This is a genomic window from Janibacter sp. GS2 (assembly GCF_051200835.1).
Classification (GTDB): Bacteria; Actinomycetota; Actinomycetes; order Actinomycetales; family Dermatophilaceae; genus Janibacter.
Genome location: NZ_CP195161.1, coordinates 1,062,271 through 1,085,385, shown reverse-complemented (window position 1 = coordinate 1,085,385; position 23,115 = coordinate 1,062,271). Strand labels below are relative to the sequence as shown.

The window sequence follows — 23,115 nt, the reverse complement described above, 5'->3', positions numbered from 1 at the left end:
CGCTGCGCGCCGGGGCCCTGGGGTGCGCGGCGTCAGGCCAGGGCCGCGGCGACCACGTCGCGCACGCGCCGTCCGTCCGCGCGGCGCGCGCCCCCGTCGACGGGTACCCGGATCACCCGGATGCCGGCGCTCCGGCGGCTGACCAGCTCCTTGATCTCCTCGCTGCTGCGGGCCGTCGTCGCCGGGACCCCGTGCGCGGCGCAGAGGGTCTCGATGTCCGCTCCGGTCGGGGTCCTGAAGATCCGGCGCATCGGGCCGCTCAGCTCCTCCACGCCGTACTCGAGGGTGGTGAAGATGCTGCCCCCGTCGTCGTCGACGACGACGATCGTCAGGTCCGGGTGCGGCTCGTCGGGGCCGATGAGCAGACCGTTGGCGTCGTGGAGGAAGGTCAGGTCGCCCAGCAGCGCGCAGGTGGGGCGGTCACCACGGGAGAGCGCGAGTCCGACCGCCGTGGAGACGCACCCGTCGATACCGGCGAGCCCGCGGCTGGTCACGGGGGTGACATCGGTGCGAGGGCGGGCGATGCCGAGGTGGACGTCCCGCGCGACGCTGCTGCTGCCGAGGAGGAGAGCAGCACCGTAGGGCAGGGCCTCGTGCACCGCGCGGACCACCGCCGGCCCGTCGAGGACGCCGTCGGCCCCGGCGAGCGCCGCGGCGACCCGGTCACCGGCAGCCAGCCAGGTCCGGGCGAAGGGGGTGGCCCCCCGGCCCTCCCCGACCCCCAGCACCGCGGCGAAGGGATGGACGACGGCGGCCGAGTGCGTGGCGTCGGCCCACCCGGACGCGCCCGGCTCCCCCGGGGTGACGACCTCCACCCGCACCTCCGGGCGGGTGGTCAGCGCCGGGACCCCCCGCCCGAGCGTCGGCCGCCCGACGAGGAGGACGCGGCGGGGCAGGTGGTCATCGACCCAGTCGGTGGCGGTGAGGATCTGCGCGCCGTGCGCCAGGACGAGGTCGTGGGTCCCCGGGCCGGGCTCGGCGATGACCGGGGCGCCGTGGTGGGCGGCCCACGCGAGGGCGGCCGAGCGGTGGGCCGCGGTGGGCAGCTCCCCGACCACCACCAGGGTGTCCGGGTCGTGCTCGATCGTGGGCGAGCCCGGCCCGGGAGACGGGAGCCCGGTGGACGGTTCGGGCAGGCTCACCCAGGGCGCTCCCCCGGGCCGCCCGGACACCGTGGCGGGCAGCGGCGGGTCCTCGTGGCGGATGCTCGGTGCGAGCGGGTCGCGGTAGGGCAGGTTTAGGTGTGCGGGACCGGCCAGGCCGGGACCGGTGAGCGCGCCGGTCGCTGCGGCATGCGCCCGGGCGGCGGCGGTGCGCCACGCGGCCGCCTGCCGTCCGGGGTCGTCGGGGGTCTCCAGCTCGAGGGCGAGGCGGACGTGCTCCCCGAAGATGCCGCGCTGGTCGGTCGCCTGGTTGGCGCCGACGGCCCGCAGCTCCGGCGGCCGGTCGGCGGTGAGCAGCAGCAGCGGGACCGCCCCGTGGTGCGCCTCCAGGACCGCCGGGTGGAGGTTGGCGACGGCGGTGCCGCTCGTGGTGATGACCGCTGCCGGGCGGCCGCTCTCCTTGGCCAGACCGAGGGCGAGGAAGGCGGCGCTGCGCTCGTCGACGCGCACGTGCAGGCGCGCCCGGCCGGCCGCGTCGAGGTCGTGGGCGGCGTAGGCCAGGGGTGCCGAGCGCGATCCCGGGCAGAGGACGATCTCGCGGACGCCCAGCCGGACGAGCTCGTCGAGGAGGACGCGGGCTCCTGTGGTCGAGGGATTCACGAGATCGATACTGCCACTGCTGCCGCGCCGACCAGGTCCCCCGTCACTCCCGGGGTACCCGCTCGATGTCGTAGTCGATGACGACGGCCTCGCCCCCTTCGCCGTCGAGGAAGTTGCTCGCGCCCCTGCGCCAGCTCGCCAGCGACGGGTCGTCGCTCGCGTCGACGAGCCGAGCGGTCTCGGCGTAGCGGCCCACGTGGTGCGCCTGCGTGGCGCGAGCATCCGGCCCGAGCTCGTCCGCGACGGCACGCCGCACGGTCACCCACGACTCCCGGTCCGGGTTGTCCTCGCCCTCCAGCCCGGGGACGAGGTCCTCGGCGTGCTCGAGACTGAGCACGGACACCTCCTCGGGGACGCCGACGGTGGCGATCGGCGCCCCGGAGGTGACCACGTGCGTCACCCCGTGACGCTCGCGGAAGGCCGGGTCGGCGGCGAGCGCCGCTGCCGTGAGGCCGCCCTGGCTGTGTCCGGTGAGCATGACCCGGCTGGTGAGGGTGGACCCGGTGCGGCGCTGGGCGTCGGCGAGCGCCCGGGAGACGGCCCGCGTCGTGAGCGTCGCCCGCCCGGAGGAGAGCAGGACATTGCTTGTGAGGTCCCACGGGTTGGCGCCGGCCCGGGGGTGGAAGGTCTGCGTGCCGGGGACGTCGACCACCCAGGTCCACGTCCCGTCGGCGCGGGGGACGCCGGTGAGCCTGACCCGGGACCCGCCCGAGGTCGGCCCGTGCGCCGCGACGAGGTCGGTGACACCGGTCGGCGCCCGTCCCCCGCCCTGCCGGTGCACCCGCACGGAGACGTCCTGGTCACTCTCGTCGAGGGCGGCGCCCCGGGTGGCCGCGAGGATGACGCCGAGGGCCTCCGCCCGGGTGCGTGGTGGGTACGGCACGCCGAGGCGGCCGGAGCGCCAGCTCAGCCAGGTCCCCAGGGCCGGCCGGCCCACCCCCACCCCCAGGACCAGCCCGTCGAGACCATCGGCCGCGGCCGGCACGAGCCACGGGTGGTCGGCGAGGATCTCGTCGGCGCCCTGCCCGAGGCCCAGCCCGACCGCGAGCACCCGCTCGCGCGCCCCGGGCACCTGCAGGGCGATCCTCGCCCCCGGGCTGAGGGCGACCCCGACCGCGACGGCGGTGACGGCGGGGGCCGCGGCCCCGACCGTGGCACCGACGCCCGCGCCGACGGCCGTGGCCGCCCCGTCGAAGAGCGCCTCCACGGCTGCCTCACCCGTGCGGTAGGTCGCGACGGCCGCGCGGGTGGTCACGGCGCTCGCGAGGATCTCGGTCGCGATGCCACCGGCACCGGTGGGGCCGACGCAGCGGCAGATGGCCAGCTCGGCCGCGGCGTACTCGACGGGGGCGAGCACCCCGGCCAGGGCGAGGGAGGGCTCCGCGGCGGCCAGACCGATGACGATCGCCGTCTCCGCCACGTCGCCCCCGACCGACTGCAGCACTCCTGCCGCGCGCTCGAGCTGCGTCAGCTGCACCGTCAGGCCGCCGGCCCCTCCGCGCACCTCGAGGCCCGCGGTCACGGCAGCAGCCCGATCCTGCGGTCGACCCGGCCGAGGTCGACGACCCGCTGCCGCGCGGTGGAGTCGAGCTGCCGCACCCGGGTGGCGGCCTCGTGCAGCCGCCGGGCCAGCTCCTCGAGGTCGGCCGTGTGCCCCGCCACCAGCTCACGGTGCCGGTCCGCCGCGTCCCCCTGCCACGCCTCGCTCGTGGCGCAGCGGATCGTCCTCGCCTGCACCGCGATGCGCTCGGCACAGCGATCCAGGCGCGCGGCGGTCGTGCCGAGCGCGTCGATCGGGATCGTGGGGACGTCCATGGGCCCAGCCCACCGAAGGTCACCGCCTCGTGGCGCCCCCGTCGCCGGGGCTGTGGACGGCGCTCCTCAGCGGCCCGGGCTTGTGACCGGGGTGCTCGTCACAGGTGGGCGAAGGCCGCACCGACGCGCTCGCGCCACCACCGGAGGCGGTCGGCCGGGGCGGCGTGCTCGGCCAGGAGGGCCGGGTCGACGAGGACCTGCCGCACCGGCACCACACCCCCGGTGGGGAGCAGGGGGTCGGTGGTGACGTCGGCCCCGAGCATCGCGCCGGTCCCCAGACCGCACGCGTGCTCGAGCTGGGGCAGTGCCGCGGCGAGCGCCACCCCGGCTCGCAGACCGACGCTGGAGTCGATCGCCGAGGAGACGACGGCGGGCAGGCCGCACTCGGCGACGACCTCGAGCGCCCGGGCGACTCCTCCGAGCGGCGCCACCTTGACGACGACGAGGTCGGCGGCGCCCAGCCGGGCCACCTCGAGCGGGTCCTCGGCCTTGCGGATCGACTCGTCCGCGGCGACGGGCACGTCCACCCCGCCCAGGGCGAGCTCCACCCGCAGCCGCGCGAGGTCGCGCACGTCGGCACAGGGCTGCTCCGCGTACTCGAGGTCGAAGGGGGCCAGCGACGCCAGCATGTCGTGGGCCTGGGTCAGGGACCAGCCGCCGTTGGCGTCGACCCGGATGCGTCCGCGCGCGCCCATGGCCTCGCGCACCGCCGCGACCCGGTCGAGGTCGTCGTCCTCCCGCTGGCCGGGCTCGGCCACCTTGACCTTGGCCGTGGTGCAACCCGGGTAGCGGGCGAGGATCCCGGCGACGTCCGCGGCGGGGACGGCGGGGACGGTGGCGTTGACCGGCACCGTGGTGCGCACCGGATCCGGCCACCCGGTCCATGCCGCCTCGATCGTCGCGGCCAACCAACGGGCGGCCTCCTGCGGCCCGTACTCGACGAAGGGGGCGAACTCACCCCATCCCCGGGGGCCCTCCACGAGCGCGACCTCCCGCTCGGTGATCCCCCGGAAGCGGGTCCGCAGCGGGAGCGTGACGACGTGCAGGCCGTCGCGCACCTCGTCCGGCCCGGGCTGGTTGCGCACGGCGCTCACCGGTCGCGACTGGAGAGCACGCAGAACTCGTTGCCCTCCGGGTCGGCGAGCACGGTCCACGTGACGTCCTGGCCCTGACCGACGTCCACCCGCGTGGCGCCCCGGGCGAGCAGGTCCTCGATCTGCGCATCGCGGTCCTGGCTGATGTGCGGGGCGAGGTCGATGTGCAGCCGGTTCTTCGTCGTCCTGCCCTCGGGGACCGGCACGAAGACCAGCCCCGAGCGCAGGGCCTGCCACGTCGCCAGCGTGTCGATCGGGTCGTCGTGGGCCTCGGGAGGGACGACGTTGACCTCGTAGTCGTCCTCGAACTCGATCCGCCAGCCGAGGACATCCGCCCACCACCGCGCGAGCATCGCGATGTCGTGGGCGTCGACGGCCGTGTGGTACCAGCGCAGTGACATGCGAGGACGTTAACCCGCCGTCGCCTCCGGAGCCGCCACGGCCGCGGCCTCGGCCGCCCTGGCCAGGTCCCGGTAGGTCACCAGCTCGTTGCGGAAGCGGCTCACGAGGAGCCCGACGTCACCGAGGACGTAGACCTCCGGCGCCTCGACCGGGCTGCGCCCGTGGGGCCACTGTGACCCGCCCAGGGCCAGGGCGAGGCTGCGCGAGCGTGACGCCGGCACACTGGGAACGCCCAGGCCGCGCGTGAAGTCGGCGACCCGGAAGGGGGCTCCCGCCCCGGTGAGCGCATTGGCCCTGACCACGCAGTGGATGATCGCCGCGGTCACCCGCTCGGGCGGGACCTCACGCCACTGGTGGAGCATGCCGGCACGGGCCGCCTGCACGATCAACCTCCGGTAGGCGGTGAGCAGCTCCTCCCCCACCATCGCGGGGGTGCCGACGAGATCGAGGTGCTCGTCGATGATGCTCGCCCGCTCCCGGGACCCTGCGGGCAGCTGGTCGAGCGCAAGGGGCTCCGACGGCGGGAGGGGGTGGTCGTCGAGGCCGGCCAGCGACGCCTGCCCGCCGACGACGCGCTGCAGCCAGTGCACCATCGCCTCCTGCGGCTCCTCGCGCACCACCACCCGCTCCACCCGCGGCTGCACCGGCCCGCGCAGATGGTCCAGCTCGAGGGCTGCGCACTCGTAACCGCTGCCGGACACCGGTCGCCGCCGCGTGTCGACGACCTGACCGTCGATGACGACGATCTCGGTCAGGCTCCCGAGGTCGCCCGACGGGGGCGCGATCCCCTCCTCCCAGGGGTCCATCCCCCACGGGGGCAGGGACCCCTGGCGGCCACCGTCCACTCCGTACAACCACCGCTCGGCCATCGGTCCGTCCTCTCGTCGGGGCCGGTCCGTGCGACCGGCCACGACCCCAGCCCACCGGCTGCGGCCGGCGCGGGACACCTCCCTTCGCGCGCTGTGGACGAGGCGCCGACGCGCGCGTCGGATGTGGAGGCTCAGAGGACGCCGCTCACGGCTCCCCACACCTGGTTGACCGCGAGCGCCGCGAAGGCGCCGGCGCACAGGACGAGCGCGACATTGGTGTACCAGGAGTTGCGCCACTCGCGGGGCACCCGGTCGGTGTTGAGCAACCACAGCAGGGTGACCGCGAGGAAGGGCATGAACAGCGCCCCGAGCACCCCGTAGGCGAGGATCAGCCAGATCGGCTTGCCGAGGAACATCATCGCCATCGGCGGGATCGTCAGCCACAGGACGTAGGCCTTGTACCAGCGCCCGCCACCGAGCCGGTCCGGGTCGTCCTCGGGCAGACCACGCAGGTGCCCGACGAGGTCGGCGAACATCAGCGAGACGCCGTTCCACACGCCCAGGAGCGAGGACATCGCGGCGGAGAAGAAGCCGACGAGGAAGACCTTGCCGGACCAGTCGCCGTAGCGGTCCGCGAGGACCTGGGAGAGGTCGAGCAGACCCCGGTCGCCGTCCTCGACGGCGATCTGCGCGGAGTAGAGCAGCTCCGCCCCGACGATGAGCGTGGCCAGCACGAAGATCCCGGTGATGGTGTAGGCGACGGCATTGTCGATGCGCATGACCTTCATGTACGCCGGGGTGTACCAGCCCTTCTCCCGCAGCCAGTACCCGTACGCCGCCAGCGTGATCGTGCCGCCGACACCACCGGCCAGGGCGAGGACGTTGACGAGCCCGCCGCCGGGGATCCACGGCTTGATGCCCGCGAGGATGTCGACGATGTTGGGCAGCGTCATGGCCGCGGCGCCGAGCATGGTCACGAACATCAGGCCGACCAGGGCCGCGCACACCTTCTCGAAGACGCTGTAGCGGCCGAGCCACACGAGCGCGGCGCCGACGACTCCGGCCAGGATCCCCCACCAGGTCACCCCGAGGAAGGGGAAGAGCGAGTGCAGCGGCAGGCCGGAGCCGGCCATCGCCGCGGCACCGTAGACGAAGCCCCAGATGACGATGTACGGCAGGAAGTAGACATGCGTCCACCGACCGAGGCTGGACCAGCCCTCGAGGATCGTGTGACCACTGGCGAGGCTGTAGCGACCTGCGCCCTCGACGAGGACGATCTTCATCAGGCAGCCGACGACGACGCACCACATGAGGCCGTACTCGTACTTGCTGCCCGCGATGAGCGTGGCCACGAGGTCGATCGCACCGACGCCGGTGGCGGCGACGATGATGCCGGGGCCGATGATCGAGTACCGCTTGGCGCTCACGTGCTCGGGTGCCGTGGTCATGCTGCTCCTGCGCTGTGGTGGTGGGGACACGGCACGCTACCCGCCGTGCGGGTTCCCAGCCGGGTCAGGTGGAGTGGACCCATGACCTCCTCCCCCGTCGCCCTGATCACCGGTGCCTCCTCGGGCATCGGTGAGGCCACTGCCCTCGCCCTCGCCGAGGCGGGGTGGACCGTCGTCGGCGCGGCCCGTCGCCTCGAGCGCCTCGAGCCCCTGCGGGCGAAGGGAGTGACCCCGCACGTCGTCGACGTCGCCGACGACGCGTCGATGGTCACCCTCGTCGAGGACGTCATCGCCGCGCACGGGCGGATCGACGTGCTCGTGAACAACGCCGGCTACTCGGTCTTCGGGGCCGTCGAGGACGTGCCGGTCGACGTGGCCCGGCGCCAGCTCGAGGTCAACGTGCTCGGGCTCTCCCGGATGAGTCAGCTCGCCCTGCCCCACATGCGGGCCGCGGGGTCGGGGCGCCTGATCAACATCGCCTCCGTCGCCGGTCACGTGAGCGAGCCGCTCGGCGGCTGGTACCACGCGAGCAAGTACGCCGTGGAGGCCCTCAGCGACGCCCTGCGCATGGAGCTCGCACCGCACGGGGTGACGGTCTCGATCATCGAGCCGGGCGCGATCCGCACCGAGTTCGGTGGTATCGCGGCCGACTCCCTGGCGGAGCACTCCGGCTCCGGCGCCTACGCCGGGCAGGCGCGTCGGATGGCCAGGGCGCACGAGAGGATGTTCGGCTCCGGCGCCGCCGACGTGGACGTCGTCGTCGAGGCCATCGTCCACGCCGCCACCGCCCGTCGGCCTCGCGCCCGCTACCAGGTCCCCAAGAGCGCCAGGGCCATGGTGGCCGCGACGAAGGTGACCCCGACCGCGGTCATGGATGCGGTGATGGGTCGGATGTTCGGCACGAACCGCACCTGACCTCCTGCCCGCGCCGACGTCCTCGGCATAGGCTCGGCCCCGTGAGTGCACTGGATGACGTCAGCGAGACCTTCGACCCGCGGGCCTGGGAGGTGGTTGCCGGATTCGAGGACCTCACCGACATCACCTACCACCGGGCCACGGAGCTCGGGTGCGTGCGGATCGCCTTCGACCGTCCGGAGATCCTCAACGCCTTCCGGCCGCACACGGTCGACGAGCTCTACCGCGTCCTCGACCATGCCCGCCGCACCCCGGACGTCGGCGTCGTGCTGCTCACGGGCAACGGCCCGACCCCGCGGGAGGGGAGCAGCGCGACCACGCAGGGGTGGTCCTTCTGCACCGGCGGCGACCAGCGCATCCGTGGTCGCTCCGGCTACCAGTACGCGGCCGACCCGAGCGGCGACGACAGCGTCGCGGGCATCGACGAGCGCCGGGTCAAGGCGGAGGGCGGGCGGCTGCACATCCTCGAGGTGCAGCGCCTCATCCGCACCATGCCCAAGGTCGTCATCGCCGTCGTCGGTGGATGGGCCGCCGGCGGTGGGCACTCACTGCACGTCGTGTGCGACATGACGATCGCCAGCCAGCACGCCCGCTTCAAGCAGACGGATGCCGACGTCGGCTCCTTCGACGGCGGGTACGGGAGCGCCTACCTCGCGAAGATGGTCGGGCAGAAGCGCGCCCGCGAGATCTTCTTCCTCGGCCGCCCGTACACGGCTGCGGAGATGCACCGGATGGGCGCGGTCAACGCGGTCGTCGAGCACGCCGAGATCGAGATCGAGGCGCTGCAGATGGCCCGCGAGATCATGGCCAAGTCGCCGACGGCGATCCGGATGCTCAAGTTCGCCTTCAACCTCACCGACGACGGACTCACCGGTCAGCAGGTCTTCGCCGGCGAGGCGACCCGCCTGGCGTACATGACCGACGAGGCCGTCGAGGGGCGCGACCAGTTCCTCGACAAGCGCGAGCCGGACTGGTCGCCCTTCCCCTGGTACTTCTGATGACGCGGGCGCCCCTGCGGGTGGGCGCCCGTCCGGGACGGTAGCTGCCCGACCCGCTCAGACCGCGGCGTGGGCGCCCTCGCGACGCTCGGCGGTCGCAGCGCCCTGTCGGCCGGCGATGACCGCGTCGGCCGACCACGCGCCGCCACCACTGACGGCCAGTGCGGCGCCGACGGCCGCGAGGAGCAGGACGAGCTCGTATCCGCCGTCCGCCGCGAAGAAGCCGGCGGGCAGGTGGACGATGAACAGGGCCCCGAGCATCACGAGCGCGAAGAGCGCACCGACGACGCGGGTGCCGAGGCCGAGGACGAGCAGCACCCCGCCGACGAGCTCGACGACGAGGGTCAGCGGTCCGGCCACGGCAGCCAGTGGTACGTCCATCCCGACGAACACGTCACCCACTCCCCCGAAACCGGGGCCGGTGAGCTTCTGCCAGCCGTGCATGATCATCGTCACGCCGGTGACGACGCGGATGATGAGGAGGGCGGTGTCGATCTGCTGGCTGCGGCGCATGGCCACATCCTTCCAATTGATTGAAAATCTAATCAACCGTACCAACCCGGGGGCCTGCGCCCAAACCGGTGTCGGGGAGGATGGTCGGGTGCCGATCACCTCGCTGCCCCTGCCACCCGGACCTGCCGTGCTCGACGCCCTGCCCGACCTCGAGCGGGCGCTGACCGGCACCGCACCGATCCACCCGCACGCGCCGGACCTCGCACCGCACCTGCCCGACGGACCGCTTCCCGACGACCTCGCCGTCGCGATCGCCACCTCCGGCTCCACGGGCGCACCCAAGCTCGCGCTGCTCACCGCCGCCAGCCTCATCGCGAGCGCCGAGGCGACGGCGGAGCGGCTCGGCGGCCCGGGTCAGTGGCTGCTCGCCCTTCCCGCACACCACATCGCCGGACTGCAGGTCCTTCTGCGCAGCATCGCTGCCGGCACCACGCCCGTGGTCATCGACCCGTCCACGGTCACCCCCTTCGCCCTCGTCGAGGCCACCGCCGGCATGTCCGCGGAGCGCCGCTACGCCTCGCTCGTCCCCACGATGCTCGCCCGCCTCGTCGCCGACCCGGTCGGGCTGGAGGCCCTGCGGCGATTCGACGCGATCCTCGTCGGCGGCGCCGCCACCCCCGCCCCGCTGCTCGACCACGCCCGCTCCGAGGGCGTGCGCGTCGTCACGACCTACGGCATGTCCGAGACCGGAGGTGGCTGCGTCTACAACGGCACGCCCCTCAAGGGTGTCTCGGTGCGCACCGACGCCGAGGGCGCCCTGCTGCTCGGCGGGTCGGTCCTGGCGCACGGGTACCTCGGGCTCGAGAGCGACGCCTTCGTCGTGCAGGACGGTCAGCGGTGGTTCCGCACCCACGACCTCGGCACCGTCGACGGCGAAGGGAGGGTCACCGTCCTCGGTCGCGTCGACGACGTGATCAACACCGGCGGCCTCAAGGTCACCCCGCGCCCCGTCGAGGAGGCCGTGCTCGCCCACGTCCCCGCGGTCACCGGTGCCGTCGTCGTCGGCGTCCCCGACCCGGAGTGGGGCCAGGCCGTGGGCCTCGCGGTCGTCACCTCACCCGGTGGCCCGCCGCTCGGCCACGTCCCGGACGCCGACGTCGCGCAGATCCGCGAGATGCTGCGCCCCCACCTGCCGGCCCACGCGCTGCCCCGGCGCGTCGTCGTCGTCCCCGAGATCCCCGCCCTCGGTCCGGGCAAACCCGACCGTGCCGCGGTGGCGGGGCTGATCACCCGGTGAGCGCCTCGTAGGATCTGCCCTCGTGGCCACCCTCTCCCAGTGGTTCGCCGGCGCCCGCCCGCGAACTCTCCCCGCAGCGATCGCCCCCGTCGTCGTCGGCACCGCCGCCGCCGCAGCCAACCGTGACGTCGAGGAGGGGACGAAGGGGGCCCAGCTCGGCCTGGCGCTCCTCGCGCTGCTCGTCTCGTGCTGCCTGCAGATCGGGGTCAACTACGCCAACGACTACAGCGACGGCATCCGCGGGACCGACGAGGAGCGGGTCGGCCCCGTGCGGCTCGTCGGGCAGAACCTCGCGAACCCGGAGAACGTCAAGCTCCTGGCCTTCACCTTCTTCGGCCTCGGCGCCTTCTTCGGCTTCGCGCTCGTCGCGCTGAGCCAGGCGTGGATCCTGCTCCCGATCGGCGCGCTGGCCGTCCTCGCCGCGTGGCGCTACACCGGCGGCGACAACCCCTACGGATACCGCGGGCTGGGTGAGGTCTACGTCTTCGTCTTCTTCGGGCTCGTCGCCACGCTGGGCACGCAGTACGCGCAGATCGGCGCGATCACCGTGGTCGGTGTCCTCGGGGCGGTCGGCGTCGGCGCCCTCGCGAGCGCGATCCTCGTGGCCAACAACCTGCGGGACATCCCCTCGGACACGCAGTCGGGCAAGACGACGCTCGCGGTCCGCCTCGGGGAGGCCCGCACCCGTCGGCTGTACGTGGGGCTCTTCGGCGTGACCGTGGTGTGCACGCTGCTCATGGCCTTCTGGCACCCGTGGGCGCCGGTCGCGCTCATCGGCCTGCTCGTCGCCGGGCCCGGCATCCGGGCCGTGCGCTCGGGGGCGAGGGGCAGGGCGCTCGTCCCCGCGCTCGCGTCCACCGGCCTGGCGGAGCTGCTGTGGGCGGTCGTGCTCGTCGTCCCGTTGGCTCGCTGACCCCAAGATTCTCGGGTGACCCGGAAATCATCGCCTTCGCAAGAGTTTAAAACCCTTGCGAAGGCGTGGTTTCTCGGGTGACCCGATAAACCTGAGGTTCAGCGGTAGGTCTCTTCGCCATCCGCGTCCTCGGCGGCCCGGTCCTCCACGGCCTCGTCGGTGTCGCTGCGGGCCGCGCGGGCCTCGGCCTTGGCCGCCTGACGCTCCTCGAGCTGACGCACCATCTCCGTGCGGAAGGGCTTGAGGACGACGGCGGAGATGACCATCGAGGAGATCGCGGCGGCGACGGCCAGCCACGGCAGCTCGTTGGTGTCACGCAGCCCGAGCAGCCAGAAGAGCGCGAGGCACCCGAAGAAGATCATGAACCGGAGCAGGGTGTAGCGGATCATGTCGGCCTCACTGCGCGTAGCTGTGCTGGCCGATGAAGTAGAAGTTCACGACCGTGTAGTTGATGACGATGCAGGCGAAGCCGGCCAGGGCGATCCAGTTGGCCGTGCGCCGCGGGGTGTTCTTCGTCGCCCGGGCGTGGAGGTAGGCGGCGTAGACGGTCCAGATGATGAAGGTCCACACCTCCTTCGGGTCCCAGTTCCAGTACGCGCCCCAGGCCTCGCGGGCCCAGATCGCGCCGGCGATGAGGGTGAAGGTCCACAGCGGGAAGCCGATGATGTGCAGGGAGTAGGAGAACTTCTCCAGGGTCGGCGCCGGCGGCAGCTTGCGCCAGAACCTCTCCCCGCCGACCTGCCGGTCGCTCAGGAGGTAGAGACCGCTGACGATCGCCCCGACGGCGAAGATCCCGACCGAGAGGGTCGCGACCGTGACGTGGATCGGCAACCAGTACGACTTGAGGGAGGGGACGAGCTCGTCGGCCTCGACGTACCAGGCGGTCGAGGCGACCATGAGCAGCAGCGCGGCGAAGGCGGTGACGAAGACGCCGAGCCAGCGCAGGTCGCGGCGGGTGCTCGCGACGCAGAAGGTCACCATGGCGAAGAAGGCGCCGGCGATGCTGAACTCGAAGAGGTTGCCCAGGGGGAAGCGGTCCACCGCGAGGCCACGGAAGACGCACGAGAGGAGCAGCAGCCCCGCGCCGAGCCAGGAGAGGGAGCCGGCGATGCCGGCGACCTTGCGCGCCCGCACCGGGGTCTCGGCCGGCACACTCCCTTCGTCCGATGTCGGGGTCTCGCCGTCCGCGGACCCGCCGCCGACGGTCGCGGGCACCCGGGAGTGCGTGCTCTCACGCTCGCGCACCGGCACGGCCTGCGCGAGGTAGAGGGCGTAGCAGAGCATCGCCACGGTGATCACGAAGGCCGCGGAGGCCAACGCGTAGTTGGCGTTCTGGGCCAGCATCTCGTTCGTCATGATGTCCTCGATTCTCCCACGAGCCGATCACGGATCTGCGCGACCACGTCCTCCAGGCCCTCGTCGTCGTCCCGGCTCATGCCGGCGACCTCGACCCGCACCCGTCCGTCCTCCTCGTGCAGGCGCACGAAGACGCGCCGCCGCTTCAGCACGAGGGTCGCGATGAGGCCACCCAGGGCGAGCAGCGCGGAGGCCAGGGTGAGCTCCTTGCCGGGGTCGTGGCGCACGGAGAAGCCGGCGTACCGCTCGATCCCGTCGAAGGTGATCGTGCCGCGGTCATCGGGCAGCGTCGCCCCCTCGCCGGGCTGCAACCACAGCCGCAGCTGGTCCTTGCCGTCCGTCGTCTCGACCTTGTCCATCGAGGCGGTGTCGAGGGTGAAGATCGACTGCGGCCGACCGTCCGGGTAGAGCTCGCCGCTGTAGAGGCTGAGCGCGAGCGCCGGGGCCTTGGTGTCGGGGAAGACCGAGATCGGACCCTGCTCGTCGTCGATGGTCGCCGTCGGCAGGAAGAGACCGACGAAGCCGAACTGCTCCGGCTCGTTGGCCGCCCCGACCTTGATCGCGCCGGTGGAGCGGTAGTTGCCGTCCTGGGCGAGGAAGGGGGTCGCCCCCTTGAAGAGGACCTTGCCGTCGTCGTCCTTGACGGTGACGACGGGCGCGTAGCCGTTGCCCAGGAGGAAGACCGTCGCGTCCTTCATCTCCAGGGGGCCGTTGACCTTGACGATGTCCGTGAACTTCTGCCCGTCGGCCTCCTCGCCGGTCACGTGGGCCTCGAAGTCGCGCGGCTGGCCGAAGGTCTGCGAGCCCGGCTCGCGGTCGTTGAAGTCCGCCGTCATCTTGTCGACCGTCATGCCGAAGGGGGAGAGCGACTCCTCGTCGACGAGCGGCCCCGGGGCGAAGGTGTCGTAGCGGGTGACGGTGTTGACGAAGGAGTCCCCCGCGGGGACGACGATGTCGGCCTTCCAGCCCCACAGGTGCCCGATGGCGACGCCGATGATCAGCGTCACCAGGCTCGTGTGGAAGATCAGGTTGCCGGTCTCCTTGAGGTACCCGCTCTCCCCGGACACGCTCGTGGCGTCGTGGCTGGCCACGCGGAAGCGGCGCTTGCGCAGGAGGGTCGTCGTGGCCGCCCGCACCTCCTCGAGGCTGCCCTCGACCTCCCCCTCGGCGTGGGCCTCCAGCCGGGAGAGCCGGCGCGGCGCGCGAGGGGGCTTGCTGCGCATGGCCTTCAGGTGGATCCGGGTGCGCGGGACGATGCACCCGATGAGGGAGATGAAGAGCAGCAGGTAGATCGCCGAGAACCAGGGCGAGGAGTAGACGTCGAAGGCACCGAGCTTGTCGAGGGTCGGCCCGGTGGTCTCGTGCCGGGCGATCCAGTCCTCGGTGCGCGCCGGGTCGAGGCTGCGCTGCGGGAAGATCGAGCCGGGGACCGCGCCGATCGCCACGAGCAGCAGGAGGAAGAGCGCGGTGCGCATGCTCGTCAGCTGGCGCCACCCCCACCGGAGGTATCCGACGACACCGAGCCTGGGCTGGGTGACCTGGGAGTCCACCATCAGAGGATCACCTCCACATCACTGATCAGGCGGGTCTGCAGCCACTGGGTGATCGAGTCCCAGCCGCCGGTGAGCAGGAGCACCCCCACGATGAGGAGCAGGACGGCGCCGATGACCTGGATCGCCCGCTGGCGGCGACTCAGCCACGCGGACACCGGCGCCCACCGCTCGTAGGCGGCCGCGATGAGGACGAAGGGCAGGCCCAGCCCGAGGCAGTAGGCGACCGCGAGGATGACGGCGCGCAGGGTCGAGGAGTCGCCGGTGAGGTTGAGCGCGAGCACCGCCGCGAGGGTCGGGCCCATGCACGGCGCCCAGCCGAGGCCGAAGACGGCGCCGAGGACCGGCGCCCCGCCGAGGCCGGTGGCCGGCTTGATCGGCAGGCGGAAGGTGCGCTGCTTCCCGGCGCCGAGGAAGACCAGGGCCATGAGGATCACCAGCACGCCGCCGATGCGCATGAGCAGCTCGCGGTGCTCGACCAGGGCGCGTCCGGCTGTCGCGACGAACATCGACGCGAGGACGAAGACGGCCGTGAAGCCGAGGATGAACAACAGGGTGCCCAGGACCATCCGGCCGCGGCTGCGGTCCTCGAGGGCGACGTCGGAGAGCCCGGTGACGTACCCGAGGTAGCCCGGCACGAGCGGGAGCACGCACGGCGTGGCGAAGGAGACGAGTCCGGCCAGGGCGGCGACGAGCACCGCCAGCGGCAGGGCCCCGTCGGTGACCTGGTCGCTCAGCGAGGAGGACATCGCCGCGAGCGAAGGGAGTGCCGCGATCATCCTTCTTCAGCCAGGGTGTCCTCGACGACTCCCACGAGGGTGCTCTCGGTCACCGGCCCGAGGACGACGGCGGCGATCCGCCCTTCGCCATCGAGGACGGCGGTCGAGGGCTGGGTGGTCATCTTGCCCTGCATGTCGAGGGCCGTCGACCCGCTCTCGTCGTAGACCGAGGGCCAGGCGAAGCCCCACTCCTGGGCCTGCGCCAGACCGGTCTCCACGGAGGACTCCCGGTAGTCGATGCCGACGAACTCCACGTCCGCGCCCTTCGTCGCCTCGTACGCGTCGACGAGGTGCGGTGCCTCCTTGGCGCACGGACCGCACCAGCTGGCCCAGAGGTTGACGACGACCACCGAGCCGAGGTGGTCCGCGCTGTCCCAGGTCTTCCCGGCGATCGTGTCGCCGGCGAGCTCGACCGGATCCCCGCGGTCCTGCTCGTCGATGAGGTGCAGCGATCCGTCCCCGTTGCGCGAGCCGACCTCCTTGGCCGCCTCGGCCGAGGAGGACTCACCCGAGCAGGCGGCGACCCCTCCCAGGAGGGCGAGTGCGCCGGCGCCGGCGACGAGCGATCGGGTCAGACGGTGGGCAGTCATCGTGGGGGGTCAGGCTCCAGGGGTCTTCGCGGCGCGGGCGTAGAGGTGCGCGGCCGGCTCGGTGTAGGTGACGTCGGTGATCTCGTCCCCGGTGAAGGTCACGGAGGTGAGGGAGGCGAGGTTGCACTCGCGGCGCCGGGGGTCGTGCCAGAGGTTGCGGCTCTCGAGGACGCTGCGCATCGTCCAGATCGGCAGCTGGTGGCTCACGAGGAGGACCTCGCGGCCGCGGGCGTGGTCGCGCGCGTCCTCGATGGCCGCCGTCATCCGCTTGGCGATGGCGCGGTAGGGCTCGCCCCACGTCGGCTTCGTGGGGTCGCGCACCCACCACCACCGGCGGGGATCGAAGAGCAGACGCTTGCGGAAGCGCCGTCCCTCGAACTTGTTGCCGGCCTCGATGACGCGTGGATCGACGACCGCCGTCAGGCCGTGACGCTGGAGGGTGGGCGCCGCCGTCTCCGCGGTGCGCTCGAGCGGGCTGTGCACGACGAGGGCGAGGTCCGCGGCCGAGAGGTGCTCGGCGACGACCTCGGCCATCTCGCGGCCGAGCGCGGACAGGTGGTAGCCCGGCAGCCGGCCGTAGAGGATCTTCTCCGGGTTGTCGACCTCACCGTGGCGCATCAGGTGCACCACGGTGCGCTCGTGCGGGTCGGGCGCCGTGCCCCGGTGCTCCGCGTGGGCCTCGCGGGCGCCCGCCGCGGCCTCACCAGCGGCGCCGTGGGCCACGGTGGAGGTCTCGGGGGACTCCTCGTAGGGCAGGTCGGTGCCTGAGTCGGGCAGCGGCTCGGTCATGGCCGGGATTGTCTCAGGTCAGTCTGAGTGATCCCTGCGGTGGGCCACGACGGCGTCGTAGAGCGCCTTCTTGCCGTGGCCGGTCGTCGTGGCGACCGCCGCGCAGACGTCCTTGAGCCGGGAGCTGTGGTCGTGGCGGGCGATGACCTCCGCCACCGCGTCCTCGATGGAGACCGTCGTCGCCTCGGCCCCACCGACGACGATGGTGATCTCGCCCTTGACGCCCTCGGCGGCCCACTCGGCGAGCTCGGACAGGCCTCCGCGACGGACCTCCTCGTAGGTCTTGGTCAGCTCCCGGCAGACCGCGCCCGGGCGATCCGGACCGAGCAGCTGCGCCATGTCCTCGAGCGAGGCGGCGATCCGGTGCGGGGCCTCGAAGAAGACCATGGTCCGGCGCTCGGTGGCGACGTCCTCGATCAGCCGGCGCCGCTCCCCCGCCTTGCGCGGGAGGAAGCCCTCGAAGCAGAAGCGGTCCACGGGCAAACCGGACAGGGCCAGCGCCATGAGGACCGCGCTCGGGCCGGGGACGCAGGTGACCGGTTGGTCGGCGTCCGCGCAGGCCCGCACCAGGCGGTACCCGGGGTCCGAGACCGAGGGCATCCCGGCATCGGTGACGAGGACGACCCTCTCCCCCTTCGTCACCGCCTCGAGGAGGTCCGGGGTCCGGGAGGCCTCGTTGTGCTCGTGGTAGCTGACGATGCGGCCCGGCAGCTCGACACCGAGCTCACCGGCGAGGCGCCGCAGCCGCCGGGTGTCCTCCGCGGCGACGACGTCGGCCCCGGCGAGCTCCAGGCCGAGACGGGGGCTGGCGTCGCGGGGGTCACCGATGGGCGTGGCGGCGAGGACGAGAGGCATACCGACCATCATCCCAGCAGCTCACTCGGTCGTCGCACGGCTCACCTACGATGTCGCCATGGATCGCCGTGAGCAGCTGCGTACCACGCTGCTCGGCTTCCGCCCCACCGATGTGCTCTGGGGTTGGCTCGGTCCGCTGATCTTCGCCGTCCTCGGCGGGTTCGTCCGCTTCTGGCAGCTGGGTCGTCCGCACCAGCTGATCTTCGACGAGACCTACTACGTCAAGCAGGGCGTCTCGATGCTCGACTACGGCGTCGAGATGAAGTGGAAGGGGGACGGGGAGAAGGTCGATCCCTCCTTCACCTCCGGCACGACCGGCGTCTTCCTCCCCGACCAGGGCGACATGGTCGTCCACCCACCGGTCGGCAAGTGGGTCATCGCCTTCGGCGAGTGGATCTTCGGGTCGACGTCGAGCTTCGGGTGGCGCTTCTCGGTCGCCCTGCTCGGCACGATCTCGATCCTCATGATCGGTCGGATCGCGCGGCGCCTCTTCCGGTCCAGCTGGTTGGGGACGATCGCGGCCTTCCTCATGGCCTTCGAGGGGCACCACTTCGTCCAGTCGCGGACCGGGCTGCTCGACATCATCCTGATGTTCTTCGCGCTGGCGGCCTTCGGCGCGCTGCTCATCGACCGTGACTGGTCACGAAAACGCTTGGCGGACAAGGTCGCTGCCCTCGGCGAGGGCGTGCGGATGAGGACCGGCCCCTGGCTGCTGTGGCGACCGTGGCGACTCGTCGCCGCCGTCAGCCTCGGACTCGCGTGCGGCACCAAGTGGTCCGGGCTGTACTTCTTCGCCGCCTTCGGCCTGATGACCGTGTGGTGGGACCTGGGGGCACGAAGGGCGGTCGGCGCCCGCCACTGGGCGGTCGCCGGGATCGGCAAGGACGGGGTCTGGGCCGGGATCTCGATGACCGCCGTCCTCCTCGTCACCTACCTCGCCTCCTGGGTGACGTGGTTCACCAGCGAGCACGGGTACAACCGGGACTGGGCGGCGGCGAACCCCGATCAGGGGGTGCAGTGGCTGCCGCCGGCGCTGCGCTCGCTCCTCGACTACCACCGGCAGGTCCTCGACTTCCACGACAACCTCACCTCCCCCCACACCTACGAGTCGAACCCGTGGTCGTGGATGGTCCAGTCGCGCCCGACGTCCTTCTTCTACGAGTCCCCGGCGATGGGGTCCGAGGGCTGCACCGTGGAGAAGTGCTCGAAGGCGATCACCAGCCTCGGCTCGGTCTCGATCTGGTGGCTCGCGACGATCGCGCTGTTCTTCCTGCTCTACCACTGGGCCCTCCGGCGGGACTGGCGCGCCGGGGCGATCCTCGCCGGCTTCGTCGGCGGACTGCTGCCGTGGTTCTTCCTGCAGCACCGCACGATCTTCACCTTCTACGTCATCTCCTTCCAGCCCTGGGTGATCCTCGCGGTCGTCTTCGTGCTCGGCCTGGCCATGGGGCCACCGGGTGCGAGCGCGCGCCGTCGGCGCATCGGCCACTGGGTCGTGGGGGCGTACTGCCTGCTCGTGCTCGCGAACTTCGCCTTCTACTGGCCCGTCTACACCGCACAGGTCATCCCCTACAGCCACTGGCAGTGGCGCATGTGGTTCCCCAGCTGGGTGTGACGGGCCCTGTCGGGAGCACCTCATAGGGTCGTGGCCATGCACTACCCCCTGCGCGACGGCGTTCCCGGCCCCCCGACGATCACGGCGAGCGATCTGCGGGCCGGGCGTCGGTGCGAGTTCGGTCTGCTCGTCGAGGCCGATGTCCGGCTGGGGCGTCGGACGGCCGAGGTGGTGGAGCCGGATCCCGTGCGCGAGCGTTTCGGGGAGATGGGCCGTGAGCGCGAGGCCGACATCACCGCGCGGCTGACCCGCCAGGAGGGCGCCGCGCACGACGGGAGCGACCTCGACCACGCGGCGACGCTGCGGCTGCTCGCGGACCCGACGGTCCGACTGGTCCACCAGGCCTCGGTGCGCGGCGAGCGCTTCACCGGTCGGGCCGACCACCTCCTGCGCGACGACGAAGGGAGGTGGATCGTCGCCGAGACCAAGCTGGCTCGCTCCGCCCACCTCCACGCCCTCGTCCAGGTCGCGGCCTACGCGCAGGCGCTGGCCGCGGACGGGGTGGCGGTGGCCCCCTTCGTCCGGCTCCACCTCGGCGACGACTCGGTCGTCGACACCCCGCTGGAGGAGCTGACGCAGGACCTGACCGCGGTGCGCTCGCGGGTCCTCGAGGTGCTGGACACCCATCTGCGCGAAGGCCACCCGGTCGTCTGGGGTGACCCGCGATGGCGGGCCTGCCTGCGGTGCGATGCCTGCAGCGCCGAGGCCGCGGCCGTGGGTGACGTCGGGCTCGTCGCCGGCGTCCACACCTCCCCGCGGCGTCTGCTCGTGGCCGCCGGGGTCCGGACCGTCGCCGACCTGGCGCAGCGGACCGAGGCCGTGGAGGGCCTGGCCCCGGAGAGCCTGGAGGCGATGCGCAGCCAGGCCCGGCTGCAGCTCATCGAGCCGACGCGGGACCAGCCCCTCGCCTACGAGGTGCACGACCCGGCGGCCCTGCGCAGGCTGCCCCCGCCGAGTGACGGCGATGTCTTCTTCGACTTCGAGGGCGACCCGATGTGGCGCGAGGGGCCCGAGGGGACGTGGGGACTGGAGTACCTCTTCGGGTGCCTCACCACCGAGGACGGCGAGCGGTTCACCCCCTTCTGGGCGCACGACCGCGCCGCCGAGCGCGAGGCGCTGGTGGACTTCGTCGACTGGGTGGGCGAGCGCCGACGCCGGTGGCCGGAGATGCACGTCTACCACTTCGCCGACTACGAGCGGGCGGCTTTGTCCCGCTTGGCGACCCGCCACGGGGTGTACGAGGAGGAGGTGTCCCGACTGCTCGCGGACGGGGTGCTCGTCGACCTGTATGCCGTGGTCAAGAGCGCGGTCCGCGTCGGCAGCCCCTCCTACTCGATCAAGCGCCTGGAGCCGTTGTACATGGGCGCGGAGCTGCGGGACAGCGACGGGGTGACCGCCGGGGGCGACTCGATCCTCGAGTACCAGCGCTACCGCGATGCCGTGGCCGAGGGACAGGACGCCCTCGCGGCCGAGCGGCTGGCCGACCTGCGTCAGTACAACGAGTACGACTGCCTCTCAACGCTGCGTCTGCGCGACTGGTTGCTCGCCCGGGTCGGGTGAGCCGGTCCTCTCGGGTACTGGCCCTACCCTGATCCCGTGATCTCGTCCCGACTCGCGCCGACCAGTGCCACGCAGGCACGGCGGCGCCAGCTCGCCACCGGTGTCGTGGTGCTGCTCGCCGTCGCGCTGGCACTCCTGCTGCTGCGACCGGGCCCCGACACCGACGAGGACAGCGCCACGGCGATGACCACGTCCACGACGGCCAGCCCCTCCTCCTCGCCCTCGCCGCCGTCCTCCTCCTCGTCCTCCTCCTCGAGCCCGAGCCGCACCACCCCGACGCTGCCCGACTACGTGACCACGGGGCAGTTCTCCCGGATGCCGACCGAGAGCGTGGTGCGGGGGCGCTCGGGCGAGCTCATCTCCTACCGCGTCGAGGTCGAGCAGGGGTCCGGGGTGACCTCACGCGAGTTCGCCGCGGTCATCGACCGGACGCTGAGCCATCGCCGGGGGTGGACCGCCGGAGGGCAGTGGCGCTTCCAGCGGGTCGCCGACGGGCAGGCGGACCTCGTCATCCGGCTGGCGACGCCCGACACGGTCGACGAGCGGTGCGCCGAGGCGGGCGTGAACACCGACGGCTACGCCTCGTGCCGGGCAGGACGACTCATCCTGCTCAACCTCGACCGCTGGTACATCGGGGTGCCGCAGGTGAAGGACCTCACGGTCTACCGCCAGTACCTCATCAACCACGAGGTCGGGCACGGTCTGGGTCGAGGTCACGAGGCCTGCCCGGGGAAGGGGCGGCCCGCCCCGGTCATGCTGCAGCAGACGCTCGACCTCGACGGGTGCACGGCCAACCCGTGGCCGCGCGGGCCCGACGGCCGACCGGTCCGGGGCGAGCCGATTCCCTGACCGGCGGTGACGCTGCCCGCTCGGTGTCCGCGGCGGGGTGGCGGCAGGCTCAGCCGAGGGTCACGTGCTCGGGGGTGAGCTCACCGACAGCGGCCACTCCCACCAGCTGCATCGTGCGCCGGACATCCTCCTCGAGGATCGTCAGGGCGCGACGTGCCCCGTACTCACCACCGGCCATCAGCCCGTACAGATAGGCGCGACCGACGAGGACGAAGTCCGCACCCAGTGCCAGGGCGGCCACGACGTCGGCGCCGCACATCACTCCGCTGTCGAGCATGACCTCGGCCCCCGTCCCGTTCAGCGCCTCACGCACTGCCGACAGCTGACGCAGGGGTGCCGTCGTGCGATCCAGCTGGCGCCCGCCGTGGCTGGAGACCACCACACCGTCCGCCCCCAGCTCAACGGCCCGGCGAGCATCGCGCGGGTCCTGCAGGCCCTTGACCACCAACCGTCCCGGCCACACCGACCGCAGCCACGCCACGTCGTCGAAGGTCAAGCTCGCGTCGAACATCTCCGTGATGAGGTCCCCGACCGATCCGGGGAAGGAGCTCAGCGACGCGAAGGCCGGAGGCTCGGTCGTGAGGAAGTTCGCCAGCCACACCGGACGCGTGGCCACCCGGGCTGCGTCGCGGACACCGAAGGAGGGCGGAATGGTCATCCCGTTGCGGACATCGCGCAGACGCTGCCCGCCCACCGGCGTGTCGACCGCGAGCAGCAGGGTGTCGTACCCCTCCGCCGCCGCCCGGGTCATGAGCTCGACGGACGCGGCCCGGTCCTTCCACAGGTAGAGCTGGAACCAGCGGCGGGCGCTGGGCGCTGCCGCCGCCACGGCCTCCAGCGAGACCGAGCTCATCGTCGACAGGGCGAAGGGGACGCCCGCCGCCGCGGCGGCACGGATACCGGCAACCTCCCCTTCGTGGTGCAGGAGTCGGGTGAGCCCGATGGGAGCGACTCCGAAGGGGAGCGCTGACGTGGCCCCACCGACGGTCGTCGTGAGGTCCACCGTGCTGACGTCGGTGAGCACCCGGGGGTGGAACTCCACGTCGCGGAAGGCCTGTCGGGCGCGGGCCAAGCTCGACTCCGAGCCAGCGGCACCGTCCATGTAGTCGTAGGCGACAGCCGGTACGCGCCGCCGGGCGATGTCGCGCAGGTCCTCGACACTGGCCGCCCGATCAACCCGGTCGCGGATCGGGTGGCGCGAGGGTCGGGGCGGACGCAGGGTCTCGCGAAGAAAGGTCGGTGACGGCCACTGACGTCTCACGTGT

At 72.5% G+C, this 23,115-nt stretch carries 23 protein-coding genes; 7 read left to right on the top strand and 16 right to left on the bottom strand.

Features of this window, described 5'->3' with window-relative positions; translation table 11 throughout:
• Positions 1-32: 32 nt before the first annotated feature.
• From menD to ACR9E9_RS05285, 7 genes are all read right to left on the bottom strand, one after another.
• A complete protein-coding gene (gene menD / locus ACR9E9_RS05315) occupies positions 33-1,763 on the bottom strand; it encodes a 2-succinyl-5-enolpyruvyl-6-hydroxy-3-cyclohexene-1-carboxylic-acid synthase (protein ID WP_435202413.1) in 1,731 nt (576 codons plus the stop codon).
• 43 nt (positions 1,764-1,806) lie between these two features.
• On the bottom strand, positions 1,807-3,285 hold the full coding sequence (locus ACR9E9_RS05310; RefSeq protein WP_435202411.1) for a hypothetical protein: 1,479 nt from the start codon (positions 3,283-3,285) through the stop codon (positions 1,807-1,809).
• Positions 3,282-3,578, bottom strand: a complete 297-nt coding sequence (locus tag ACR9E9_RS05305) for a hypothetical protein (RefSeq protein WP_435202409.1) — start codon at positions 3,576-3,578, stop codon at positions 3,282-3,284. Before ACR9E9_RS05305 ends, ACR9E9_RS05310 begins: the two co-directional genes overlap by 4 nt.
• A 98-nt stretch (positions 3,579-3,676) precedes the next feature.
• The gene (locus ACR9E9_RS05300) at positions 3,677-4,663 is read right to left on the bottom strand and encodes an o-succinylbenzoate synthase (RefSeq protein WP_435202407.1); all 987 of its coding nucleotides are present in this window, start codon (positions 4,661-4,663) and stop codon (positions 3,677-3,679) included.
• A gap of 5 nt (positions 4,664-4,668) precedes the next feature.
• On the bottom strand, positions 4,669-5,073 hold the full coding sequence (locus tag ACR9E9_RS05295; protein WP_435202405.1) for a VOC family protein: 405 nt from the start codon (positions 5,071-5,073) through the stop codon (positions 4,669-4,671).
• Between the two features lie 9 nt (positions 5,074-5,082).
• On the bottom strand, positions 5,083-5,985 hold the full coding sequence (locus ACR9E9_RS05290) for a hypothetical protein (protein WP_435202404.1): 903 nt from the start codon (positions 5,983-5,985) through the stop codon (positions 5,083-5,085).
• Positions 5,986-6,074: 89 nt separating this feature from the next.
• Positions 6,075-7,331, bottom strand: a complete 1,257-nt coding sequence (locus ACR9E9_RS05285) for an Nramp family divalent metal transporter (RefSeq protein ID WP_435202402.1) — start codon at positions 7,329-7,331, stop codon at positions 6,075-6,077.
• A gap of 81 nt (positions 7,332-7,412) precedes the next feature.
• Here ACR9E9_RS05285 and ACR9E9_RS05280 point away from each other — a divergent pair, with 81 nt between their 5' ends.
• Both ACR9E9_RS05280 and ACR9E9_RS05275 read left to right on the top strand, forming a co-directional pair.
• A complete protein-coding gene (locus ACR9E9_RS05280) occupies positions 7,413-8,246 on the top strand; it encodes an oxidoreductase (protein ID WP_435202400.1) in 834 nt (277 codons plus the stop codon).
• Positions 8,247-8,287: 41 nt separating this feature from the next.
• Positions 8,288-9,244 (top strand): 1,4-dihydroxy-2-naphthoyl-CoA synthase, encoded by a 957-nt coding sequence (locus ACR9E9_RS05275; RefSeq protein WP_435202398.1) that lies wholly within the window; start codon positions 8,288-8,290, stop codon positions 9,242-9,244.
• 57 nt (positions 9,245-9,301) lie between these two features.
• Here ACR9E9_RS05275 and ACR9E9_RS05270 read toward each other — a convergent pair whose 3' ends face one another.
• Positions 9,302-9,757: a DoxX family protein gene (locus ACR9E9_RS05270; protein ID WP_435202396.1), complete on the bottom strand. Its 456-nt coding sequence runs from the start codon at positions 9,755-9,757 to the stop codon at positions 9,302-9,304.
• An 88-nt stretch (positions 9,758-9,845) separates the two neighbouring features.
• Here ACR9E9_RS05270 and menE point away from each other — a divergent pair, with 88 nt between their 5' ends.
• The gene (gene menE, locus ACR9E9_RS05265; RefSeq protein WP_435202395.1) at positions 9,846-10,994 is read left to right on the top strand and encodes an o-succinylbenzoate--CoA ligase; all 1,149 of its coding nucleotides are present in this window, start codon (positions 9,846-9,848) and stop codon (positions 10,992-10,994) included.
• A gap of 22 nt (positions 10,995-11,016) precedes the next feature.
• On the top strand, positions 11,017-11,907 hold the full coding sequence (locus ACR9E9_RS05260) for a 1,4-dihydroxy-2-naphthoate polyprenyltransferase (protein ID WP_435202393.1): 891 nt from the start codon (positions 11,017-11,019) through the stop codon (positions 11,905-11,907).
• A gap of 98 nt (positions 11,908-12,005) precedes the next feature.
• Here ACR9E9_RS05260 and ACR9E9_RS05255 read toward each other — a convergent pair whose 3' ends face one another.
• Genes ACR9E9_RS05255 through rsmI form a run of 7 tightly spaced genes read right to left on the bottom strand, consistent with a single transcriptional unit; the run spans position 12,006 to position 17,826 of the window.
• Positions 12,006-12,296, bottom strand: a complete 291-nt coding sequence (locus tag ACR9E9_RS05255; RefSeq protein ID WP_435202391.1) for a DUF4229 domain-containing protein — start codon at positions 12,294-12,296, stop codon at positions 12,006-12,008.
• A 7-nt stretch (positions 12,297-12,303) separates the two neighbouring features.
• Positions 12,304-13,263 carry a c-type cytochrome biogenesis protein CcsB gene (ccsB, locus tag ACR9E9_RS05250; protein ID WP_435202389.1) on the bottom strand — a complete coding sequence of 320 codons (960 nt, stop codon included), beginning with the start codon at positions 13,261-13,263 and terminating at the stop codon, positions 12,304-12,306.
• Positions 13,260-14,816: a cytochrome c biogenesis protein ResB gene (gene resB / locus ACR9E9_RS05245; protein ID WP_435202387.1), complete on the bottom strand. Its 1,557-nt coding sequence runs from the start codon at positions 14,814-14,816 to the stop codon at positions 13,260-13,262. Before resB ends, ccsB begins: the two co-directional genes overlap by 4 nt.
• Positions 14,816-15,592 (bottom strand): cytochrome c biogenesis CcdA family protein, encoded by a 777-nt coding sequence (locus ACR9E9_RS05240; protein WP_435202385.1) that lies wholly within the window; start codon positions 15,590-15,592, stop codon positions 14,816-14,818. Before ACR9E9_RS05240 ends, resB begins: the two co-directional genes overlap by 1 nt.
• Positions 15,589-16,182 carry a TlpA family protein disulfide reductase gene (locus tag ACR9E9_RS05235; protein ID WP_435202383.1) on the bottom strand — a complete coding sequence of 198 codons (594 nt, stop codon included), beginning with the start codon at positions 16,180-16,182 and terminating at the stop codon, positions 15,589-15,591. Before ACR9E9_RS05235 ends, ACR9E9_RS05240 begins: the two co-directional genes overlap by 4 nt.
• 9 nt (positions 16,183-16,191) lie before the next feature.
• Positions 16,192-16,971, bottom strand: a complete 780-nt coding sequence (locus ACR9E9_RS05230; RefSeq protein ID WP_435202381.1) for a histidine phosphatase family protein — start codon at positions 16,969-16,971, stop codon at positions 16,192-16,194.
• An 18-nt stretch (positions 16,972-16,989) separates the two neighbouring features.
• Complete coding sequence (gene rsmI / locus ACR9E9_RS05225) at positions 16,990-17,826, bottom strand: 16S rRNA (cytidine(1402)-2'-O)-methyltransferase (protein WP_435202379.1); 837 nt, start codon at positions 17,824-17,826, stop codon at positions 16,990-16,992.
• 58 nt (positions 17,827-17,884) lie between these two features.
• Here rsmI and ACR9E9_RS05220 point away from each other — a divergent pair, with 58 nt between their 5' ends.
• The 3 genes from ACR9E9_RS05220 to ACR9E9_RS05210 are packed head-to-tail and all read left to right on the top strand — an operon-like array spanning position 17,885 to position 21,850.
• Positions 17,885-19,441 carry a dolichyl-phosphate-mannose--protein mannosyltransferase gene (locus tag ACR9E9_RS05220; RefSeq protein ID WP_435202377.1) on the top strand — a complete coding sequence of 519 codons (1,557 nt, stop codon included), beginning with the start codon at positions 17,885-17,887 and terminating at the stop codon, positions 19,439-19,441.
• Positions 19,442-19,477: 36 nt separating this feature from the next.
• Complete coding sequence (locus tag ACR9E9_RS05215) at positions 19,478-21,001, top strand: TM0106 family RecB-like putative nuclease (protein ID WP_435202375.1); 1,524 nt, start codon at positions 19,478-19,480, stop codon at positions 20,999-21,001.
• A 36-nt stretch (positions 21,002-21,037) separates the two neighbouring features.
• On the top strand, positions 21,038-21,850 hold the full coding sequence (locus ACR9E9_RS05210; protein ID WP_435202373.1) for a DUF3152 domain-containing protein: 813 nt from the start codon (positions 21,038-21,040) through the stop codon (positions 21,848-21,850).
• 49 nt (positions 21,851-21,899) lie between these two features.
• On the opposite strand, the gene ACR9E9_RS05205 is transcribed toward ACR9E9_RS05210, so the two are convergent.
• Positions 21,900-23,111, bottom strand: a complete 1,212-nt coding sequence (locus tag ACR9E9_RS05205; protein WP_435202371.1) for an alpha-hydroxy acid oxidase — start codon at positions 23,109-23,111, stop codon at positions 21,900-21,902.
• Positions 23,112-23,115: the final 4 nt, after the last annotated feature.